Below are 19,753 nucleotides of genomic sequence, written 5' to 3' on the forward strand. Positions count from 1 at the left end.
CTCTCCTAATTCTCGCTGGGTTAAATCTTAGTTTTACTTTGGTTGCTTTAAGTTTCTTTGGGCTATCAAAGGAGCTTGCTTTAGCAGGAGTTTCAAGTACTTTAGGATTCTTATGTTTTTGGTGTCTGTGGAGTCAAATGACGGGGGGAATCTATCAAGAATTTTTTAAAGTGGATGATCAAGTGGCGAGTAAGTCTTATACCTATTTAACACTCATTGCTACTCATGAATTTCATGATGATCGATTTATTACCTAATGGATGGTAATAAAAATGAAGCATACTACATTAAGTCTATTTATTTATTTGAATTATATTAAAATATTTAATAATGGAAGCAGAAAAGATTTTAAATTTTAGTTTTAAATTCACCTAAATGACTTCAAAAAATTAAAGTCATTTAGGCGTACTTTCACTTTTTATGGATTGAGGGCTTCTTTAAACATTGGAACTAAAAGCTTATTTCCATATTCACTTAAGTGATTACCATCACGATAAATCGGGCGTCCTTTATACTCAGAAATACATTCATTTCCTTTACATAGATGTAATGCAGGGTCTAAGACTTTGGCCTGACATTGCTCTGCACTTTCTTGAATAATTTTGCGAATCTCTCCTGATCTTTTTAAATATGTGTCGTGTGAAATAAATATTTTTTCATTACGCTTGTAGAATACATTCTTAATGATTCTTTGCGGTAAATTGAAACCAACTTCTGGAATGGGTTGCACGATATAAACAGGATTGGTCTTAGAGGTCTGACACAAAACTTCAGTTAGATTCTTTTGAAATGAAATCATTCGATTCTTTTGAGTGATGTTTGGATTATCATCAAAATAAACAATAGGTTTAGAACTCTTAGCATCCATGATATCAGGGTCATTTTCTCCAATTAAATAGCTTGGGTACCTTGCAATGAAAACCATTGGAATATTTTCATATTTTTTGGATGCAATTAAGTTTAAGCGTTTCTGATTAATTTCTGGGCAAGGACTTTTATCTTTGTAAAACTGTAGATTGGGAATAAATGGGCAGGCAGAAGTTGTAAATGAAATGATACCGTCAGCTTTCAAATTAAAAGTGGTTGCCACAGAGGTGGTCATTGCATCAGCATGGCTATCTCCAATAACAATGGCTTTAATTTTAGTTGGGTTTCCTATAATACATTCATGCAACTCTTGTTGGTCACAATCATAAGGATTGGTATTATTGATTTCTTCATTTGCGATTTTAGCTACTTCTGGAAGTCGAGAATCGACACCATCATTAGATTTGATGAAATGGCCGACGCCTAAAAGGAATAAAGCGAGATAAATTGCTTTCACTTTATAAAGCTTTTTCCAAGATGAATAGCGTGGGAAATGAATCTTTTCAATAGCGTGATAACTTAAGACGCCACATAAAATTGACAGAGGGATTCCGTATATCCACCAATTTTCGAGGCCAAGATAGAAACCCAAAACAACCAAGGGCCAATGCCAGACATAAATTGAATATGACCATTTTCCAACGTGGTTAAAAATTGGATTATTAATCAATATATTTTGCTGATGATTACTCACAATAATTAAATAAGCACCAAATACAGGAATAAGGGCCATATAACCCGGCCAAAGTGTTTCACTAGATATAAAGATATACGATGCTAGAATCAGAACGAGTCCTAAGCATTGTGTCATGAGCTGTGATTTTTTGTTTTTTAGTGACCAAGGATAGAGGAATGCTAAACCACCTATGAGCATTTCCCATGCGCGACTTGTTAGTAGAAAATAGGCAGTTTTGCTGTCTTTATAGGTTGCAAAAATACAATAAATAAAGCTGACTAAAAAGAGCAAAAACACCACGCGTTTTAAATTATGAAGGTTTAAATATTTTTTTAAAAACAAAATGATAAGTGGAAAAACAATATAAAATTGCCATTCAACAGACAAAGACCATGTGTGTAATAACCATTTTGTGTGTTCAGCAGTATCAAAATAGCCACTGCCTTTTGAAAAAAGAATATTGGAAATAAAGAAAGAGCTTTTTTCGACTTGTCGTCCTAAATCCTTGTAATCAACTGGTGCTAAATAGAACCAGCCAAATATGACTAAAATGATAGACATTGTGGCTAAAACAGGAATAATTCGGTTTGCACGCGCTGTATAAAATTTAAATAGATTAAATGTGTTTTTTTCTATGCCATTAAAAATAATGGCGGTCATCAAGAAGCCTGAGATGACAAAGAAAACATCGACGCCTGCGAAGCCGCCGGTTAGCCATTGTGGATTAAAGTGAAATAGTACAACGGCCAATACGGCTATGGCCCGTAATCCATTGATATCGTGTCTGAATTGCATAAATAAAATAGCTAATCATTTAATTTTGGATGATTCTAACTTTAATTGGAGAGTGATCGATTAAAATTTCCATTTTTTTAATTTTTTGTTCAAAACAGGCAGACTGTTTTCCAATTTGATTTGAAATGATTTTAGATCAGTGAGGTGCTGTTTTTATTTTGAGTTTTGAATTAGAAAATAATAGTTAAAAATTAAGCTATAGACGTTGGAGGAGCTCAATCCTCTGCCGTTGTCCTTTCTTTAACTTCGACACCACCAATTCATAAGAATTTAGCACCAAATCTTGCAGCAGTTCTTCTTCCAAGTCTTCATCTGCAAATACAGAAATCCAATGCTGCTTATTCATATGCCAGCCCGCACGAATAAAGGGATAAATATCTCTGAGCATCACGCCATTGTCCGGCAGCACCTTTAAATTAACGGCTGCTTTGCCTTCTAAGTGAAAACTCAGCAAAAAAATCTTATCCATCACTTTAAATACATCACAGCCTTCACCAAAAGGCTGGCTGCATGTGGTTTCTGGCAGGGCTAAGGCTGTCTTCGCAGCTACAGCATGTAATGCAATCATAGGGGATACCCAAAAATAAGCCTGAGCGTTAAAGCCTAAGGATGAATATTAATCGCTGTATCATTATTCACCAGTTGCCAAATTTCATCCATATCAATATTGCGCACTGCAATACAGCCCCAAGTCCAATCTTTTTGTGGGAAATACGTCATCAGTTGTGGTGCAGCTTTCATTTGTAAACTGGTCGCCGAACCATGAATCATAATGTCACCACCTGCAGAAACCCCTAGATTTTTAGCCTTCTGTTTATCCGCCGCATTGGGGTAAGAGATATGCAAAGACTTATAAAATGAACTTTGCGGATTGCGCCAATCAATCATATAGCTGCCTTCAGGCGTTTTGCCATCACCTTCTTGAACTTTATGTCCAAGCGGTTGAAAACCCAGACGCATCGGGTAACGCCGAATGACTTGATCCTGATGTTTTAATTCCAAATAACGCTGAGCCTTATGTACCTGAATATTGTCGATCGGTGTTTCTGTGCGAATTTTTTGAATTTGCAAATCACTTAATTCAGGTGGAAAGGCTAGTGCATTGGCAGGTGTAGGTAAATATTTTTCAAATTTTTGATAGGCAAAGCAGGCAGCGACAATACAGACGAGGATAGCGAAACTAAAGATCGTGATATTTTTTCTTGTCATTATTTTTGAGAGGATGAAGTGCTTTCGCAGTCCATCGATTTCTGAATTGTGGATAATGTTTAAATTATCCACAATTATGACCCGAGTGAAATGTGGATTTGTGGATAAATGTTTAAGACGAGCAGCTAACCATCACTTCAGGCACATCACTTGGTAAAGGTCCTAAATCTTCTGTTGTTTCCAGTTCAGGCTGTTTGCTAAAGGGCCGACTGAGCAATGTAAACAAACGCTCTACTTCAGAAAAATCATTACGTTCAGCAAGTTCAATCGCCTTTTGAACCATATGGTTGCGCAAGATATATTGCGGGTTGGCTTGTGCCATTTCAGCATCTAAAGCATGGGTGTCCTGATGCCCACGGATGCTTTCATATTGTGCCAAGAAACCTTCAAAGGCGCGGCGGTCTAAGCAGTCATCTTTAATGGCTTCATATTCATGATTTTGCAGACGGATAAAGCTTTGTGTGTAATCCAGTTGCTCACTTTGTAGAATACGCAAAAAGGCCATAGCGCAGTCGAAGCTGCCTTTATGAAAACTCGGCAGGCCCATTTTCTGAGCTAAGCCCAATTTATAATGTTCCAAGAAGGTCAGTTCAAAATGCTCTAAGCATTTGGCTAGATCGTCTTTCCACTGTTCTTTGTCATAATCTGAAGGGCAGAGCGGAACGAGATTATTCAGCCATTGCCATAAATTCCAATGCCCGATACTTGGCTGCTGTTGATAGGTATAGCGGCCTTGGTAGTCCGAATGGTTGTTGATCCAGTTTGGACGGAAGCGCTCCATAAAGCCATAAGGGCCGAAGTCCAAAGTTGAACCGGTAATATTCAGATTGTCAGTATTCATCACGCCATGTGCAAAACCAATCAGCTGCCATTTGGCAATCATCACTGCGGTACGCTGAATAACTTGAGTGGCAAAAGCCAAAATGGGCTGTTCAGCATCCAAGCATTCAGGGTAGTGCCACTCAATACATTTTTGCGTGAATTCAGGTAGTAAATCACCCTGATATTGATTGATCCATTCAAAATGTCCCAATCGGATATGACAGTCAGATGTACGCAGCATCATCGCGCCGAGCTCGAGTTTTTCGCGCTTTACACCTTGCTCAGAACTGGTAAAACCCACCGCATTGCTGGATGCAACGCCTAGGTTGTTCAGCGCATGTCCTGCCAAATATTCACGAATGGTCGAGCGCAGCACTGCACGTCCATCGCCCATGCGTGAATAAGGCGTAGAGCCGGCGCCTTTAAGGTGCAGGTCAATGGTTTGCCCATGTTTATCGATGATTTGCGCAATCAATAAGCCGCGTCCATCGCCCAATTGGCCGGCCCATTGTCCAAACTGGTGACCTGCATAGACCATGGCTAAAGGTTCAAATTCAGCAAAGGTTTTTTGACCGCTGCAGATTTCAACCCACGCAGCTTGATCTTCTGCCGACCATTGCAGCTCATCTGCAAGAGCCGCATTAAAATGCCCAGCTTTTGCGCCTTTTAGAGGAACAGGTTGCTGATGATGGTACAGGCGAGGTGGCAGGGTGTTATAGCGGGCATTGAACAGCATAATGATCTTTAAAAATTCAAATTATGTTTAAACTATAACAAAGACCAGATAGAAAAACTGTAGCTTAAAATCAATAAAGCCTCCACAAGGGAGGCTTTATCATTTGAGAGGCTTAAAAGAATTAAGCGGTTTTCTTTTTCAAGTTACGCATCAATTGATTCAGTGTTTCACGGTGCTGTGACAAACGCTGTTCAACTTGTAGGAATTCAAGTTTGAGTTTGTCATCCATTTGATGAATTTTTTCAGCAACTGCTGTTTTCTTCGCTTGAATTTCCTGTTCTTTTAATTTTGCCCAGTCATTCAAAGTTTGCGAAAACGCATCATATTCTTGAGAAATACGTTGTTTTGCTGTTGCAATGTCATCGGTCATGTTGAGACCATAGATCGCAAGGTCTTGTTCCGCATACTTGAACTTCATAGCCAACTCAGCTTTTTTAATATTAAAGCTAGGAATACGGCGTAAATTTTTGGCAAGGCCTAATTTAGAGCAGCTCCAAATTAACCATTTTGTTGGATCGTATTGCCACCATTTCACACCATTACGGTAGTCGTATTGGAAAATGTGGTGATAGTTATGATAACCCTCACCCCAAGTAGCAATAGCGAGCCAGAAGTTATCACGAGCGGTATTTTCGTCAGTATACGGACGTTTACCCCACATGTGGCACAGTGAGTTAATAAAGAACGTCACATGATGGCTCAAGATTAGACGCATTAAACCGCCCAATAATAGAACGCCCCACATGTCGCCAACAGCCCAACCAATTGGCACTAAAATCGCTGCATGCACAGCAATCACCAGTGGAATGTAGTATTTATCTTGGAACAAAACGACTTTATCTTTTAAAAGATCTGGCGCGTTTTTGTAGTTCGGTTCTGCTGCTGGATAATCACGAAGCATCCACCCGATATGGGCATACCAGAAACCACGATTAATCGAGTATGGATCTTGGTCAATATCGTCTACATGACGGTGATGTGTACGGTGACCTGAAGCCCAGTACAAAATACTGTTCTGAACAGCAAAAGTACCCATGAGCATTAAAATGATTTTTAAAGGCAAGGTTGCTTCATAAGCACGGTGTGCCCATAAGCGGTGATAACCTGCGGTAATACCTAAACTGCTGACACCCAGTAAAACAAACATACTGATCCAAGCAGCGGCACTAAAATCATGATTAATGGCATATAACGGAATTGCAATAACTGCGACAATAGGTAAAAACACCAATGCAAAAATAGCAATCCAGTTCATTGGGGCTTTGGGTAGGGGAGCATTCATCTCCAACAGCACTCCTGAAACCTTGGGAGGTATAGATAGGACGAATCCCATTAATTTTTTAAGGGATTTTAAACGTACAGAATAGTAGCACGGGAAAACCCGTTTTCACCACTGTTATTGTACAGTTGTATTGTTCTAAACAGTAACATAATACGACTGAAGTTATTTGACTTTTTGTGGAGTAAAAAGATGCCAAAAAATCAGCAAATTTGTCAAAATAATCTGAAATTACTTATCAAATACTGCATCTGGGGCAGCTTTCTGATCAGTTGTCTTGGACTGATGGCTTGTCAAAATTCTCCTACGCAGACGGTGACTATAAAGTCACACGGAAAGTCACTGGGCAACAGTATTGAGCAGCCATTAAAAGTTATTCGCGTGAACGATGGGATACAAGATATTCCATGGATGATTGTGAAAATCGCTGGACAAAAAGCTAAGTTCTTTCATCATCAACCTTATCTTCAGTTCAATTCGCAATTTCGACAAATTCAGGGAAATACGGGATGTAACAATATCAATGGCACTTATGTGATCGATACCTTAAAACACAGCATTGATTTGAATGCGCGAGCAGGCTATTTCAGTTGTGATTCGGCTTTGGCTCAAGAGGCTGAACTTTCAGATGCCTTGCAAGCCGCAACACAATTCCAAATACAAGGGAAACACATGACGATGCAAAACAGTCGGGGACAAACTGTATTGGTTTTGGAAAGAAAATAGACCGATTAAAATAGCGACGTGTTGATCGAGAAGTGAATTACACAAATCTAGGTGAATAAAGCAGCATTAAAAATGCTGCATCATTAATTTAGGATAGTCGGTAATTAAGCCGTTAATGCCCCAATCTTTAAGCTGTTTAGCACGATCAACGTCATTGACAGTCCATACGCTCACATTTAATTTTGCCTGCTGCGTGGCCTGAATAATGTCTGAATTGGCGAGTTGGTTCATCCAACCGATTTGGATACAACCTAATTCAAGTGCTTGTTCAATCGCTTTAAATTTTACGTCTGTTTCAACCAGTAGCCCGCGTTTGAAGCCGGATTTTTTTTGTTGCAAAGCAAGATGAATTTTAGGGTCAAAACTGGTGATCACCGCGGAATGTTCGAAACCTTGGAGCTGTTGTTCCAAGGTTTCAGTCAGTGCTTCAGCTTCAGTCTGTGTCTTCACTGCTTTCACTTCGACTTCAATATGATCGAAGTTATGAATAATTTTGAGCGTTTGTTCGAGCAGTGGCGTCGGCTCAACTTTATTCCATTCTGACCATGTCACTGCATGGTTATACGGTTCTAGTTCAGAACTTTCGCATTCATAAAGATACTTATCTTGGCCGGTGGTACGGATGAATTGATCGTCATGCATCACAATTAAGGCGCGATCTTTTAGTTGTCGCACATCAAATTCAACTGAGCGTATGCCTAAATCTTGAATATATTGGAAACCACCTAGGGTATTTTCAGGTGCTTCACCACGAGCGCCACGGTGACCGATTATGCGCATAAAGGGCCTGCAAAATTGAAAGATAAAAACATAGTGTCCTGTAAGAATGACAGGGAGATGACACTGTTATTTTGATCCGATCATCCTGAAATACAAGAATGATCGGACGAAATGTTTCGATTTATTTCAATGTAAAATAGACTTTTAATTGGTCAAAGGATTTGAGCAATTTTTGAATCCAAAACTTATTGATCAATCGTGTCGTTAATATTTTTCTGCCACAGCACCTCAGAACCACCTTCAGCGCGTTGTAATGTACGCGATGCGACAAATAACCAGTCAGAGAGTCGGTTAAGTAGCTGCAATGACGGTGCTTGAATGTTCTGGTCACGGTTATGTACAGCCATTAAACGACGTTCTGCACGGCGGCAAACTGCACGCGCTTGATGGGCAAAGCTGCACACCAATGTTCCTGATGGCAGGATAAAGTCTTTGAGCATTGGCAGTGCTTCATTCATACGGTCAATGTCATTTTCCAAAAACTCAATTGACACAGGTTGTACCAAGTTGAAGTTTGGAATGCAAACTTCACCGCCAAGGTCGAATAACCAATGCTGAATCAGGCTGAGCGATTTATCCCAAGCCGCTTTGTCTTCAATACTGCTAAGTGCGATGTGCGAACGCAGAATACCAATGCTTGAATTGAGTTCATCGACATCTCCTAAGGCTTCAATGCGTAAATCATCCTTTGCTACACGTGATCCGTCACCAAGACCTGTTGTGCCTGAATCGCCTGTGCGGGTATAAATTTTACTTAAACGGTGGCCCATTTTAATTGTCCATTTTTTGATTAAAAGTTGAATAAATCAGTGTGAAATTAATATCTAACTGTGATGCCAAAGGAAGCCAAACGGCCGCCATTTAAATAGAATTTGCCGTCGAAATTGCCAGCAGAAGCCGTTTTATATTGAACATCGCCGACATTTTGAATATTGGCAAAGAAGCGCAGTTGCTCGTTGGGTTGGTAATAACTATTGAAATCAATCTGAGCATGTCCAGGGATCACATCCTCATCATAATTACTGCTGTCTGAATGGCTGTTCGCACTCAGTGTTGTTGACAGCCCATAATGTTCATCAGCCCAACCAGCTGACAATGCCAGTTTTTGACGTGGGCGGCGGCTCAAATCCAAACCTGTTTTATCATTTTTTGCTTGATTGTAGCTATAACTGGCCTTTGTAAAAAATGCCTCATTGCTCCAATTCACATAGACTTCTGAACCTTGAATGGTCACTGCATCAATATTGGCAAACTTCCAGTTATTGTTGGGATCAGAATCAATAAGGTTATCAATTTCAGTTCTGTAGATAGACAAACCAGTTTTTAGTTGTGGTGTCATTTGTAGGTCTAGCCCAATTTCATAGGATTGACTTTCTTCGGGTTTTAAGTCAGGGTTTGCATAGTCGCCATAATATAAGTCGTTCATGGTTGGCGCTTTAAATGCTGTACCAATATTGGCATAGCTACTAAACAACGGCGTGAAAAAATAACGCGCAGCAACTTGTCCGACCGTGTGTTGACCATATTTTTCATGGTCTTCACGACGAATACCCGCTTGAGTTTTTAATTTATCAGTTTGATATTGGTGCTGTAGATAATAACCCGTACTGTTTAAGTCTTGATGAAAAGACTCTGCAGTTTTTAGCGTTGATGTTTCTAGCTGCCGATGGGTGATGCCTGCAATGATGTTCTGAGACGGCGTCATTTGCTGTTTTGCGGTCAGTTCATATTCAGTGGATTCATAATGGGTCTGTTCAAAGATTTTGAGCTGTTCCAACTCATCTTTAAAATAAGACACGCGAGCATTCAGGGTCAGCTGATCTGTGGGGTTGAAGTGTGACTTCAGGGTTGCAATTTGATTTTTAAAATCTTGCGACTTTTGCTCATATTGCAGTGAATTCCAGCTGTATTGCTCATATTGAGCATTACCTTGGTTTTCAGAATAATCCAATGAAGTGCCAAAGCGTGTTTCTTCATAGCCAAATTTGGTAGACACGCCTTTTTGATTAAAGCTAGAAGCTCTGGCATTTTCATGTTCATGAATCAATGTGCCGTCGGTTTCTAAACGCTGTCCACGAATTTGCGCATAAAAACCTTGCTTGGCTAGGTCTACCCCGACAGTACTTTTATAGGTTTGATTTCCACCTATTTCAGCGCTGATAAAAGCTGCATTTTTTTCAGGGGTTTTGCTAATGATTTGTACCACACCACCAATGGCATTGGTGCCATAAAGGACAGATGCTGGGCCTTTTAAAACCTCAATCTGCTTAATGTCTGTGGTATCTATAAAATTATTTGGCGCTAAACCGCTGGCATCATTATTTAAACGGACACCGTCACGCAATACCAAAGTGTGGTCTGACTCTGTGCCACGTAAAAAAAATGAAGCTTGTTGTCCATAGCCACCCAGCTGCACCATATTGATAGAAGCATCACTCATTAATAAATGTGGAAATGATGCAATTGGTGATTGATCTATGAGCGACTCATCAATAATGGAAATACGTGCTGGCACATTTTCCAATTTTTCTGCAGAACGTGTTGCTGTGACGACAATGGTGTCCATTCTAGGTTGTGTAATGGAATCCGCTGCAACAGACATTTCGGAGTTAAAAATACAAAGCGCAGATATGCCAGCTGCAAGCGCAGTCGGCTGAAAAGGAAAAGGCATACAAAGCTCCATGCATTTACCCCACGTAAATGATTGAGTGATAGAACACGGTCGGCAGGTATCGGACTGGCAAGGTTTCGCTTGCGCACCGTTGCGGGGGCAGTGTTGTAGAGACTTCCCATGCCAACTGTTGTGAATGGCTTAAGTATAGAGAACTCCGATTTATCGAACAATCGAATCTGTCGGGCATTTTAAGATAGCTGCATATACAGCTTGACTTGCTGTGGAGCAGAAATTAATCTGCCTGCGCTTCAGGTGCTTTCTTAATTGAAAAGTGAAACTGGGAAGTCAGTCCAAAAGGCTATGCCTATTGTCATCTGACACTGCCCCCGCAACGGTGAATCGTTATTCATAACGTAAGTCCGGAGACCGGCCTGATGCAGACCTATTCATAATGCGGCGGGCGTTATAGCGGGATTGCATGCTTCTGTCTGAAAAATGGCAAGCCATCGCTTACCCAAAAACTGCCTCGCGTTAATCACTTTTATTTCGCACGGGTGGTGCGATCGGGGAATACAGCATGCATTCTTTCTCTAAGACTCTACTAGGGTCGCTTTTTGTTTTATCTCCACTTTCTGCGGCCATGGCAGAAGACCAAGTTCATCAACTTCCAGTCATTACCAACACCGTTGCCAATATTGTTGAGCAAGACTCACAAAAAACTTTGGCAGCAGTGACCGTGATTAGCCGTGAAGAAATTGAACGTAAGCAATTTAATTCATTACAAGACTTATTACGTACTGTGCCGGGCGTCACGTATAGCAATACTGGCGGTTTAGGTAAAGTTACCAGTGTTTCAATTCGCGGTACGGGTAATCGCCATGCATTGGTCTTGGTGGATGGTCAAAAGGTAGGTTCAGCAACGCTTGGTGAAACGGCTTTTGAACACTTCCCAATTGATCAGATTGAGCGTGTCGAAGTTCTGCGTGGTCCGCGTTCTAGCTTGTATGGTTCAGAAGCGATTGGCGGTGTAATTCAAATCTTTACCCGTAAAGGCACGCAAAACGGCATAAAACCATTTGCATCTTTTACCTATGGTTCGCATGAAACGTATCAAGGGAATGTTGGTTTAAATATTCGCCAAAATGATACTTGGGCAACACTGAATGTTGCAGGAACAAAAACTCAAGGCATTGATGCGACAAATATTGCGGAGCCTTATGACCTTGATAAAGATGGCTATGAAAACAAGTCAGCATCTTTACGTATGGGGCATAAATTCAATGATCAGTTTGATATTGATGCAAGTGTTTTAGTTGTTGATGGTGAAAATGAATATGATAATAGGGATGACTGGGGTTCTCCTTATATTGATGCAAAAAATGTGCATAGTAAAATCGAGCAAAATGTTTACAGCATTGGTGCTACCTACAAGCCATTTGATGTGTGGACTACAGGATTAAAGTTAGGTCGCTCTGAAGACAAGTTAGATAGCCGAGATGGCTATCCATCAGTGATCAACACTCAGCGGGACAGCTTATCTTGGCTGAATACATTGAACTTTAATCAGCAAAATACATTGATGCTTGGCTTTGATTATCAGAATGATGAAGTCTCAGGTACTAAAGCTTATGCTGTTAAAGAGCGTGATAACAAAGCTTATTTTGCGCAATATCTAGGTTCATTTGGTAACTTCGATGTGCAAGGTGCAGTCCGTCAGGAAGATAACGAGCAGTTTGGTAATCATACGACTGGAAGCGCAACTTTAGGATATCGCTTCAATGATGCCATACAAACTTATGTCAGCTATGGCACCGCATTCAAAGCCCCAACATTCAACGATTTGTATTGGCCAGGAAGTGAAAGCCCGACATTGGTTCCAGAGGAATCTGAAAACTATGAAGTTGGTTTCAAGGGCGTGGTCAGCAATGTTCAATGGGAGCTAAACGCTTTCCATAATGAAATTGAAAACATGATCGCATGGGCACCAAATGCATCGGGGAACTATGTTCCAAGCAATATAGATAAAGCCAAAATTAAAGGCGCTGAACTATCACTTACTCAGCAGTTGAATAATTTTCTTTGGAATATCAATTATACCTATCAAGAGCCTGAAAATGAGACAGCAGGGTCCCATGGCAAGCAGTTGGTCTTAAAGCCAAAGCAAATCTTTAATGCATCAGCTGATTATACGATGGATAAATGGACTGTCGGCGCTTCAGTTCATGCCGAAGATAAGCGTTATACCAATGCTGCAAATACTGATGAGTTGGGTTCTTTTGCCACAGTAGATACGCGAGTAACTTATCAAGCAACGCCTGAATTCAGTGTTCAAGCCAAGCTTGCCAATATGTTTGATAAAGAATATTCGACCAACTACAGCAATAGCACTTTATTTAATCAAGACGGCCGCACAGCTTGGATAACCTTACGTTATGCGATGAAATAATTCATTAAAATTTCAAAAGGCCCTGATCATTCAGGGCTTTTTATTTTTGCGCAGTAATCATGCTGAAAATCCACGCAATGCATGAAAATTGCATTACAATGATTCGCCTTCATATTCATAGATAGGCTATGAATAGGGCGGAGTCAGAGCCAAAACAACATGCGAACCCGTGCCAAAATCTGCGGAATTACACGTACTCAAGATATTCAGTCTGTCGTCCAAGCTGGTGCAGATGCGATAGGATTTGTATTCTTTGCGCCCAGCCCGCGCAGTGTAACGGCAGTGCAGGCCGCTGAACTGATTCAGCATGTGCCGCCGTACGTGCAGACCGTGGGTTTATTCGTGAATGCGTCGGCTGTGGACATACAGGCTATTTTAAAAATTTCACCTGTAGACATACTGCAGTTTCATGGCGATGAAAGCCCTGAACAGTGCCAAACGATTGCGAAGTCCGTTGGACGCCGTTGGTATAAAGCCATTCAAATGAAACCTGAATTGGATGTGATTGCAGAAATCCAAGCTTTTCAGCAGGCAGGGGCAAGCGCCGTACTGTTAGATGCATGGCATCCTGAGCTGAAAGGCGGTACAGGGCATAGCTTTGACTGGGCACAGTTCCCAAAACTCGATATTCCTTTAATATTGGCAGGTGGTTTAAAGCCTGACAATATTGAAGAAGCGATTCAAACCACTGGCGCTTACGCCGTAGATGTGAGCGGTGGTGTAGAATCGGCAAAAGGTATTAAAGACCAACAACTCATAGAACGCTTTATGCAAGGAGTCCATCGTGGATCAGCAAAATAAGATTGACTATACCCAATTCCCTGACGCACAAGGGCATTTTGGTATTCATGGCGGGCGTTTTGTGTCAGAAACTCTTATGGCAGCACTTGAGGACTTAGAAAAACTCTATTTCCGTATGAAAGATGATGCACAGTTTTTGGCAGAATTCGACCGTGACTTGGCGTATTACGTCGGTCGTCCAAGTCCTTTGTATTATGCTGAGCGATGGTCGAAAGAGTTGGGTGGTGCGCAAATTTACTTAAAACGTGAAGACCTGAACCATACAGGCTCACATAAAGTGAATAACACGATTGGTCAGGCTTTGCTGGCTAAACTTTCAGGTAAAAAACGTATTATTGCCGAAACAGGTGCAGGTCAGCACGGTGTAGCAACGGCAACGATTGCAGCACGTTTAGGCCTTGAATGCGTGGTGTTCATGGGTGCAGAAGACGTAAAACGTCAAGCGATGAACGTGTACCGTATGCGTTTACTCGGTGCGACTGTTGTGCCTGTAGAAAGCGGTTCAAAAACATTGAAAGATGCTATGAACGAAGCGATGCGTGACTGGGTCACAAACGTAGATTCTACTTATTACGTGATTGGTACAGTTGCAGGCCCGCATCCATATCCGCAATTGGTTCGTGATTTCCAATCAATCATTGGTCGTGAGGCGCGTAAACAAATTCAGGAACAAGCAGGCCGTTTACCGGATGCACTTGTTGCATGTGTGGGCGGCGGTTCAAATGCAATGGGCTTATTCTATCCATTCTTAAATGATGAAGATGTGAAAATGTACGGTGTTGAAGCTGCAGGCTACGGCATTGAAACGGGCAAGCATTCTGCACCATTAAACGCAGGTCATGTCGGTGTACTTCACGGTAACCGTACGTACTTGATGTCGGATGATCAAGGTCAAATCATTGAAACACATTCAATCTCTGCAGGCCTGGACTACCCAGGTGTAGGCCCTGAGCACAGTTTCCTCAAAGATATGCACCGTGTGAACTATGTGCCAATCAATGACACTGAAGCGCTACAAGGCTTCCGTGATTTAACCCAAATTGAAGGTATTATCCCTGCATTGGAAAGCTCACATGCGATGGCTTATGTGACGAAACTTGCGCCGACCATGGACAAAGACCAAATTATTATTGCGACTGTATCAGGCCGTGGTGATAAAGACTTAATGACCGTTGCCCGCATTGATGGCGTGGAAATGGTTGAGATGTAAATTCCTTTAAGCCCTCTCCTTTAAGGAGAGGGTTTGGGAGAGGTTATATATTCTGAAATATCAAATCGCGCAGAAGCAATTCCGCGCGATTTTTTTTATGACCATAAATGTAAGTCTAAAAAGGCCTACAAAAAACAAGCAAAGTTAAAGAGTGAGATAAGTCACAATATTGCTGAAATTTATAGCGTTGAAAGACTCAATAATAATGACATTTACACACTTGGTTCGTGCTGAATCATTTCCTCAAAAAATCAGTTGGAATGCACGGGATACTTTTGCGGTACTCATCATTCCTTTGATTTTGCTGAATAGCTTTGTCTTGGATCAATTGTTCGGTGCGTCGGTTCAAGTTGCTTTGGGCGATTCGATTTTTCGCGGCATTTTATTTATTGCTGTATGTTGGCTCTATAAAACGATGCTGTATACGCACTGGCAAAAGTATAAGCAGGCCTTTTGGCGCTCAAGCCTGTTGGTGGTTGTCGGTGCAGTCGTCTTACAAGTGGTGATTTCTTTTACACGCAGTCTGTTGCCCGTCGGTGAGAGCATTGAAAAAGAATCGACCATTGATCCTAATACGATTGCGTTTTTTAGCTTGCTGATCATCAGCCTTGGGCCATTATTTACCGCTTTGCTTGAAGATATTATTTTCCGCTATACCTTGCTGCAAAAGCTGTTTGTACAGCCGTGGCTATGGCGAGTGATTTTGGTCTTACTGAACTCAATCTTATTCGGCTTGATTCATTATCATAATTTTGATGGCGATTTGATTGCGACCATCAGTTTTATGGCGGCAGGCCTATTTCTCAACCTGATCTATTTGTGGACGCGTAACATTTGGCATGTCTTACTCATTCATTTCGTTAACAATGCAGTACTATCGCTAGGCGGCGTGATTTTATTGAAATTGCTTCAGCCCTATGTGGGCAGTTGAAGTCAAAAATAGGGGGAAGATTGTGTCCAGTTTATTTATGGTGATGCTCGGCGGACGCCATCCAAGAGCAAATATTGAAGTGCATGACGTCATTCTTGCAGTGGGTAACGCATTAGAAGAGGTTTATCCGCAACTGAGAACGGCATGGTTTGGTGAGCAAAAAGGCTTACATATTGATGCTTGGGCACAAGTACATACAGTCAGCACTGAAAATCGGCATTATCGCATCCAATTTTGTGATGCCGCGCCCCGAGCTGAAGATGAAAAATTATGGCTGATTAATCTCGGGGGATATGATGCCCGCGAATTTGGTGAATTACATCGTTATGTTTTGGTGACAGGACAAAATGCCGTTGTTGCAAAACAACGAGGCAAGGCTTTTTTTGAGTCACATTGGCAAAAACAGCATACCGACCGAACCCTAGATGTTGATGATTGTATTACGATTGATCATGTGTATGGGCGCTATATCAAATTGGTTGAAACGCCGCATAGCCAGCAAAATTCATGGAAAAATGATTACATCTTAATAAATGAACATTTGTGATGATTAAGAGCTGAAATGTCAGCTTTTATATTTTTTTGTGATATTCGCCTGAAATCAGATGGATTGTCTTTTCAGGCGTTAAATAATAGGCATAATAACATTCAGGATTTAGACCTTAAACCTCAATGGAATGGCGTATATGGATTTAATACGGCCGAATGGACAGCCGCATTATGGGCGTTTTAGTGAACTTCCCAATCGTATCGATTTAAGTAAGTATGAATATAAGACACCGTATGGAAAACGACTTCAAGGTTGGCGTAAGCGTTTAAAATATAAAAAATTTAAATTTTGTTGTATTCAGCATGAACATTATACGATTGGTCTAGCGATTGCCGATATCGCGTGGGCGGGGCACGGTTTTGTCTATGTGTATGACCATATTACGAATGAAGTGTTGGAATGGAATTCGATTAATTTCCTGTCACGCAATACCGTTTTAGATGAACAACCTTTATTTAATCAGAGTCATTTTATTAAGTCAGGGATTCAACTGGACATTCAGCATGCCAATGGTGTGCGATACATTCAAATGTCGAAACATGGCGAACTCAAACTGAGCGCTCGAGTGTTTTGTGCGGGGACTGATCCGCTGAGTATGTGTAGCCCCACAGGGATTAATGGTTGGACCTATACTCAAAAATTGACGACGTTAGGGTGTGAAGGTTTCTTCATCAATAAGCAAGGTAAGACCATTCAATTCCATGACCGGACATTGGTGTCTTTAGATGATACCTGTGGTTTTCTTCGTCCTGAAACCGCATGGTTTTGGATGTCGTGTAACTTTTGGGATAGTCAAAATCGACGCGTTGGGATCAATCTTGCCTCAGGGGTAAATGAAAGCTTTGGCAATGAAAATTGCCTTTGGGTCAATGGACATCTGTATGCCATGTCTGATGTGCTGTTTCAGCAACAAGGCGATAATCAATGGAATATTAGCTCATTAGACAACAGCTTAAATTTGATCGTCAGCACAGGTTGGCGGCGCTATGAAAACCTGAATTTAAGATTGGTCGGTAGTCAGTTCAGTCAATGGCAGGCAAAAATTAGCGGTACAATTCAACGTGATGACGAAGAAATTGTATTCTTAAATGAATATGGTTTACTTGAGCAGCACTATGCCAAATGGTAAGTCTAAGCCTATAAAAAAGCCGCAATCGATGCGGCTTTTTTTATTCAATTTTTATTTTGCAGCTTGCCAAAACACTTCAGCTGCTTGTATCGGATCATTGGTTTCTTCATAAGTTTTTAACCAGAGATCATAATTTTGCACAATGGGATGCTGACTCGGATGGAAGTCTTTTTTAAACCAATCTCGATATGGTTTGCTCATACGGGTGAGGGTGCCATTTTTACCAAAGAACCACGGTAAGCCTTTCATATTTAATTTTAAACGTTCAGTGAAACTGAAGCCGTCATGTTTCAGCATCACATTGGCACGGTATAAGGTAAAGCCGAGCATCAATCCACTGGTCCAGACCAGAGTGAATTTCTTTAAATTTTCATCGACCTTCGCCACATCTTTCATCACATCAAAAGCCACATCGCGATGTTCCATTTCTTCTATCGCATGCCAAATAAATAATGCACGGACATAAGGATGCGCAGATTCTAAGACGGACTTTTGGCTACAGAACGTTTCAGCCATCAGCGCAGTTAAATGCTCGGCGGAAGCCGTCATGGCAATGTTGTATTCTGGTGAGCGCTTGCTCAGTTCAAATTTAAAAATTTTATTCAGACGTTTAATGAACGCATCGACAGGCATGCCTTGTTGTTTCATCAACATATTCATTTTGTCATGCGCCATACCGTGCTGCGCTTCTTGACGAATAAAGTCAGCGACACGTTGTTGTAAATCAGGGTCTTGAATTTGACTGCGGAACAGACGTACAGATTCAATAAAATAGCGCTCGCCATCAGGAAAGGTCAGGCTCAAGGCATCAAACATACGTGTTAAAAAGGGGTCTCCGCCAAACCAATAGCGCGGGATTTCTTCTAACTTAAAATTCAGCTTTGTGCGAACAATAGGTTCGACTTGATATTTGACGATAGCATTCATGATATTTTTTCTGTGCGAGTCGTGTTGATTGCAGTATGTCGGAGAAATTGCACTTTGTTTTGACAGATATTGCCAATTTTTATACATTTTACGCCATGATGAAAATATAAAATGTCAGAATTGGCAGGTCAGAAAGAGGGGCGAGATGGCTGAAATTCAGATCCCAAATGGTTACTTCCAACTATGGAATATGGTCTTAATTGAGCGTGAATTAAACTATACACAGCTCGAATGGATTGCGCCGTATGCTGCGCAAATTCAGCATGTGCTGTCTTTGCCGATCGACTCTCAATCGCCGAATTCTTTTTTTAATACCATCATGCAACTGACTCAGCAGCATCTGGATTGCCCGCAATTGGTTTTTGAAATGGCCAAGTATATTCGTGCAGAGCATTTTGGGGTGTTAGGCTATATGGCGACACTGAGTAATAGCGTAGCAGATGCTTTGCAATATGTGATGCGGTTTAGTCGTTTGGTGATTGATGGCGCGCAAATTGTGCCTATGAATATGAGCCATCAAGATCATCAAATTATACTGTCTTGGCCTCAGCATGATGATGAGTATGCGTTGGTCAATGAATTGACCATGGCCTGTATGGCACATTTGGCCAAGCAAATTTTTCCAGATTCTTTAAAGTTACTCCGCATTCATTTTGCCCATGCGCCGCGGATGGCACGTTATCACTATGAAAAGTTTTATGGTTGCCAAATGGAATTTTCGACCCTTAAATATTCATTTGTGATTCATGCAGACAGTTTGGATTTAAAGTCAGAACTTGCTGATCCGTCACTGATGCAATTGTTATTACGTCAGGCCGAAGAGGCGATAGCCGCTCGTCCGCAACATGCAGATCCAATTCAACAGATGCAACAATGCATAGCAGATTATCTCAAATTACAGCAGCAAGCCCCTAAAATAGAGTGGTTAGCAGAGGAGTTACATCTGTCAGTCAGAACCTTGCAACGACAGTTAAAGGAGAAAGACACCTCGTTTAAACGGCTTTTGGAGCTTGAACGGATGAAACGCTGTGAATATCTACTTTCACAACAAACCCATTTGACGGATATCGCGTTGCAGTTAGGATATTCAGATCAGTCTGCTTTGGCACGTGCTTTTAAGGCATATAGCGGAGAGACATTATTAGCGCGAAAAAAAGCCTTGAGATTAGAATAAAACTTGCAGATTGCTCGTCAAGAAAAGCCTTTCAAACAACATTAAAAAAAGCGGTCAAACGACCGCTTTTCTTTTAAGCCA

17 protein-coding genes and 1 riboswitch are annotated in these 19,753 nt (G+C 41.1%); of the genes, 8 read left to right on the plus strand and 9 right to left on the minus strand.

Annotated elements, in window-relative coordinates:
• Positions 1-418 precede the first annotated feature (418 nt).
• The 5 genes from MST17_RS02955 to MST17_RS02975 form a co-directional block, all read right to left on the minus strand.
• The gene (locus MST17_RS02955; protein ID WP_168378762.1) at positions 419-2,338 is read right to left on the minus strand and encodes an acyltransferase family protein; all 1,920 of its coding nucleotides are present in this window, start codon (positions 2,336-2,338) and stop codon (positions 419-421) included.
• A gap of 196 nt (positions 2,339-2,534) precedes the next feature.
• Positions 2,535-2,906 (minus strand): MmcQ/YjbR family DNA-binding protein, encoded by a 372-nt coding sequence (locus MST17_RS02960; protein WP_218949225.1) that lies wholly within the window; start codon positions 2,904-2,906, stop codon positions 2,535-2,537.
• 35 nt (positions 2,907-2,941) lie between these two features.
• Positions 2,942-3,547 (minus strand): murein L,D-transpeptidase family protein, encoded by a 606-nt coding sequence (locus tag MST17_RS02965; protein WP_180027149.1) that lies wholly within the window; start codon positions 3,545-3,547, stop codon positions 2,942-2,944.
• Between the two features lie 112 nt (positions 3,548-3,659).
• On the minus strand, positions 3,660-5,105 hold the full coding sequence (locus tag MST17_RS02970; protein WP_180027148.1) for a YdiU family protein: 1,446 nt from the start codon (positions 5,103-5,105) through the stop codon (positions 3,660-3,662).
• 121 nt (positions 5,106-5,226) lie between these two features.
• Positions 5,227-6,387 carry an acyl-CoA desaturase gene (locus MST17_RS02975; RefSeq protein WP_180027147.1) on the minus strand — a complete coding sequence of 387 codons (1,161 nt, stop codon included), beginning with the start codon at positions 6,385-6,387 and terminating at the stop codon, positions 5,227-5,229.
• Positions 6,388-6,576: 189 nt separating this feature from the next.
• On the opposite strand from MST17_RS02975, the gene MST17_RS02980 reads away from it, so the two are divergent.
• Positions 6,577-7,110, plus strand: a complete 534-nt coding sequence (locus MST17_RS02980; protein WP_180027146.1) for an META domain-containing protein — start codon at positions 6,577-6,579, stop codon at positions 7,108-7,110.
• A gap of 66 nt (positions 7,111-7,176) precedes the next feature.
• Here MST17_RS02980 and MST17_RS02985 read toward each other — a convergent pair whose 3' ends face one another.
• The 3 genes from MST17_RS02985 to MST17_RS02995 form a co-directional block, all read right to left on the minus strand.
• Positions 7,177-7,890, minus strand: coding sequence for a glycerophosphodiester phosphodiesterase (locus MST17_RS02985; RefSeq protein ID WP_180005543.1), 714 nt, complete (start codon positions 7,888-7,890; stop codon positions 7,177-7,179).
• A 185-nt stretch (positions 7,891-8,075) separates the two neighbouring features.
• Entirely contained in the window at positions 8,076-8,660 is a 585-nt protein-coding gene (locus MST17_RS02990; protein WP_111885379.1) for a cob(I)yrinic acid a,c-diamide adenosyltransferase, read from the minus strand.
• 47 nt (positions 8,661-8,707) lie between these two features.
• Complete coding sequence (locus MST17_RS02995) at positions 8,708-10,561, minus strand: TonB-dependent siderophore receptor (RefSeq protein ID WP_180022410.1); 1,854 nt, start codon at positions 10,559-10,561, stop codon at positions 8,708-8,710.
• A 236-nt stretch (positions 10,562-10,797) separates the two neighbouring features.
• Positions 10,798-10,954: riboswitch (cobalamin riboswitch) on the plus strand.
• A gap of 127 nt (positions 10,955-11,081) precedes the next feature.
• Between MST17_RS02995 and MST17_RS03000 the strand changes: the two genes are divergently transcribed.
• The 6 genes from MST17_RS03000 (at position 11,082) to MST17_RS03025 (ending at position 17,571) form a co-directional block, all read left to right on the plus strand.
• Complete coding sequence (locus MST17_RS03000; RefSeq protein ID WP_180027145.1) at positions 11,082-12,950, plus strand: TonB-dependent receptor domain-containing protein; 1,869 nt, start codon at positions 11,082-11,084, stop codon at positions 12,948-12,950.
• A gap of 159 nt (positions 12,951-13,109) precedes the next feature.
• The gene (locus MST17_RS03005) at positions 13,110-13,751 is read left to right on the plus strand and encodes a phosphoribosylanthranilate isomerase (protein ID WP_180022408.1); all 642 of its coding nucleotides are present in this window, start codon (positions 13,110-13,112) and stop codon (positions 13,749-13,751) included.
• Complete coding sequence (trpB, locus tag MST17_RS03010; RefSeq protein WP_111885382.1) at positions 13,735-14,961, plus strand: tryptophan synthase subunit beta; 1,227 nt, start codon at positions 13,735-13,737, stop codon at positions 14,959-14,961. The genes MST17_RS03005 and trpB overlap by 17 nt, the downstream gene beginning before the upstream one ends.
• A gap of 205 nt (positions 14,962-15,166) precedes the next feature.
• Positions 15,167-15,892: a CPBP family intramembrane glutamic endopeptidase gene (locus tag MST17_RS03015; RefSeq protein WP_180027144.1), complete on the plus strand. Its 726-nt coding sequence runs from the start codon at positions 15,167-15,169 to the stop codon at positions 15,890-15,892.
• Positions 15,893-15,914: 22 nt separating this feature from the next.
• The gene (locus tag MST17_RS03020) at positions 15,915-16,439 is read left to right on the plus strand and encodes a DUF1543 domain-containing protein (RefSeq protein ID WP_180027143.1); all 525 of its coding nucleotides are present in this window, start codon (positions 15,915-15,917) and stop codon (positions 16,437-16,439) included.
• A 139-nt stretch (positions 16,440-16,578) separates the two neighbouring features.
• Positions 16,579-17,571 carry a DUF2804 domain-containing protein gene (locus MST17_RS03025; RefSeq protein ID WP_180027142.1) on the plus strand — a complete coding sequence of 331 codons (993 nt, stop codon included), beginning with the start codon at positions 16,579-16,581 and terminating at the stop codon, positions 17,569-17,571.
• A 51-nt stretch (positions 17,572-17,622) separates the two neighbouring features.
• Here the strand turns inward: MST17_RS03025 and MST17_RS03030 are convergent, their stop codons facing one another.
• Positions 17,623-18,498 carry a metal-dependent hydrolase gene (locus MST17_RS03030; protein ID WP_078191325.1) on the minus strand — a complete coding sequence of 292 codons (876 nt, stop codon included), beginning with the start codon at positions 18,496-18,498 and terminating at the stop codon, positions 17,623-17,625.
• Positions 18,499-18,643: 145 nt separating this feature from the next.
• Here MST17_RS03030 and MST17_RS03035 point away from each other — a divergent pair, with 145 nt between their 5' ends.
• Positions 18,644-19,672, plus strand: coding sequence for an AraC family transcriptional regulator (locus MST17_RS03035; protein ID WP_180027141.1), 1,029 nt, complete (start codon positions 18,644-18,646; stop codon positions 19,670-19,672).
• Positions 19,673-19,753 lie beyond the last annotated feature (81 nt).

Source organism: Acinetobacter sp. YH16056_T (assembly GCF_024605895.1).
In the GTDB taxonomy this organism is placed as follows: domain Bacteria; phylum Pseudomonadota; class Gammaproteobacteria; order Pseudomonadales; family Moraxellaceae; genus Acinetobacter; species Acinetobacter amyesii.

Bases quoted from the DNA above. Each gene is read 5' to 3' on its own strand.
- MST17_RS02995 (WP_180022410.1), bottom strand. From the start codon at position 10,561: ATGCCTTTTCCTTTTCAGCCGACTGCGCTTGCAGCTGGCATATCTGCG.
- MST17_RS02955 (WP_168378762.1), bottom strand. From the start codon at position 2,338: ATGCAATTCAGACACGATATCAATGGATTACGGGCCATAGCCGTATTG.
- MST17_RS02980 (WP_180027146.1), top strand. From the start codon at position 6,577: ATGCCAAAAAATCAGCAAATTTGTCAAAATAATCTGAAATTACTTATC.
- MST17_RS03025 (WP_180027142.1), top strand. From the start codon at position 16,579: ATGGATTTAATACGGCCGAATGGACAGCCGCATTATGGGCGTTTTAGT.
- MST17_RS02960 (WP_218949225.1), bottom strand. From the start codon at position 2,906: ATGATTGCATTACATGCTGTAGCTGCGAAGACAGCCTTAGCCCTGCCA.
- MST17_RS02990 (WP_111885379.1), bottom strand. From the start codon at position 8,660: ATGGGCCACCGTTTAAGTAAAATTTATACCCGCACAGGCGATTCAGGC.
- MST17_RS03035 (WP_180027141.1), top strand. From the start codon at position 18,644: ATGGCTGAAATTCAGATCCCAAATGGTTACTTCCAACTATGGAATATG.
- MST17_RS03005 (WP_180022408.1), top strand. From the start codon at position 13,110: ATGCGAACCCGTGCCAAAATCTGCGGAATTACACGTACTCAAGATATT.
- MST17_RS03015 (WP_180027144.1), top strand. From the start codon at position 15,167: ATGACATTTACACACTTGGTTCGTGCTGAATCATTTCCTCAAAAAATC.
- MST17_RS02985 (WP_180005543.1), bottom strand. From the start codon at position 7,890: ATGCGCATAATCGGTCACCGTGGCGCTCGTGGTGAAGCACCTGAAAAT.
- MST17_RS02970 (WP_180027148.1), bottom strand. From the start codon at position 5,105: ATGCTGTTCAATGCCCGCTATAACACCCTGCCACCTCGCCTGTACCAT.
- MST17_RS03000 (WP_180027145.1), top strand. From the start codon at position 11,082: ATGCATTCTTTCTCTAAGACTCTACTAGGGTCGCTTTTTGTTTTATCT.
- MST17_RS02975 (WP_180027147.1), bottom strand. From the start codon at position 6,387: ATGAATGCTCCCCTACCCAAAGCCCCAATGAACTGGATTGCTATTTTT.
- MST17_RS03030 (WP_078191325.1), bottom strand. From the start codon at position 18,498: ATGAATGCTATCGTCAAATATCAAGTCGAACCTATTGTTCGCACAAAG.
- MST17_RS02965 (WP_180027149.1), bottom strand. From the start codon at position 3,547: ATGACAAGAAAAAATATCACGATCTTTAGTTTCGCTATCCTCGTCTGT.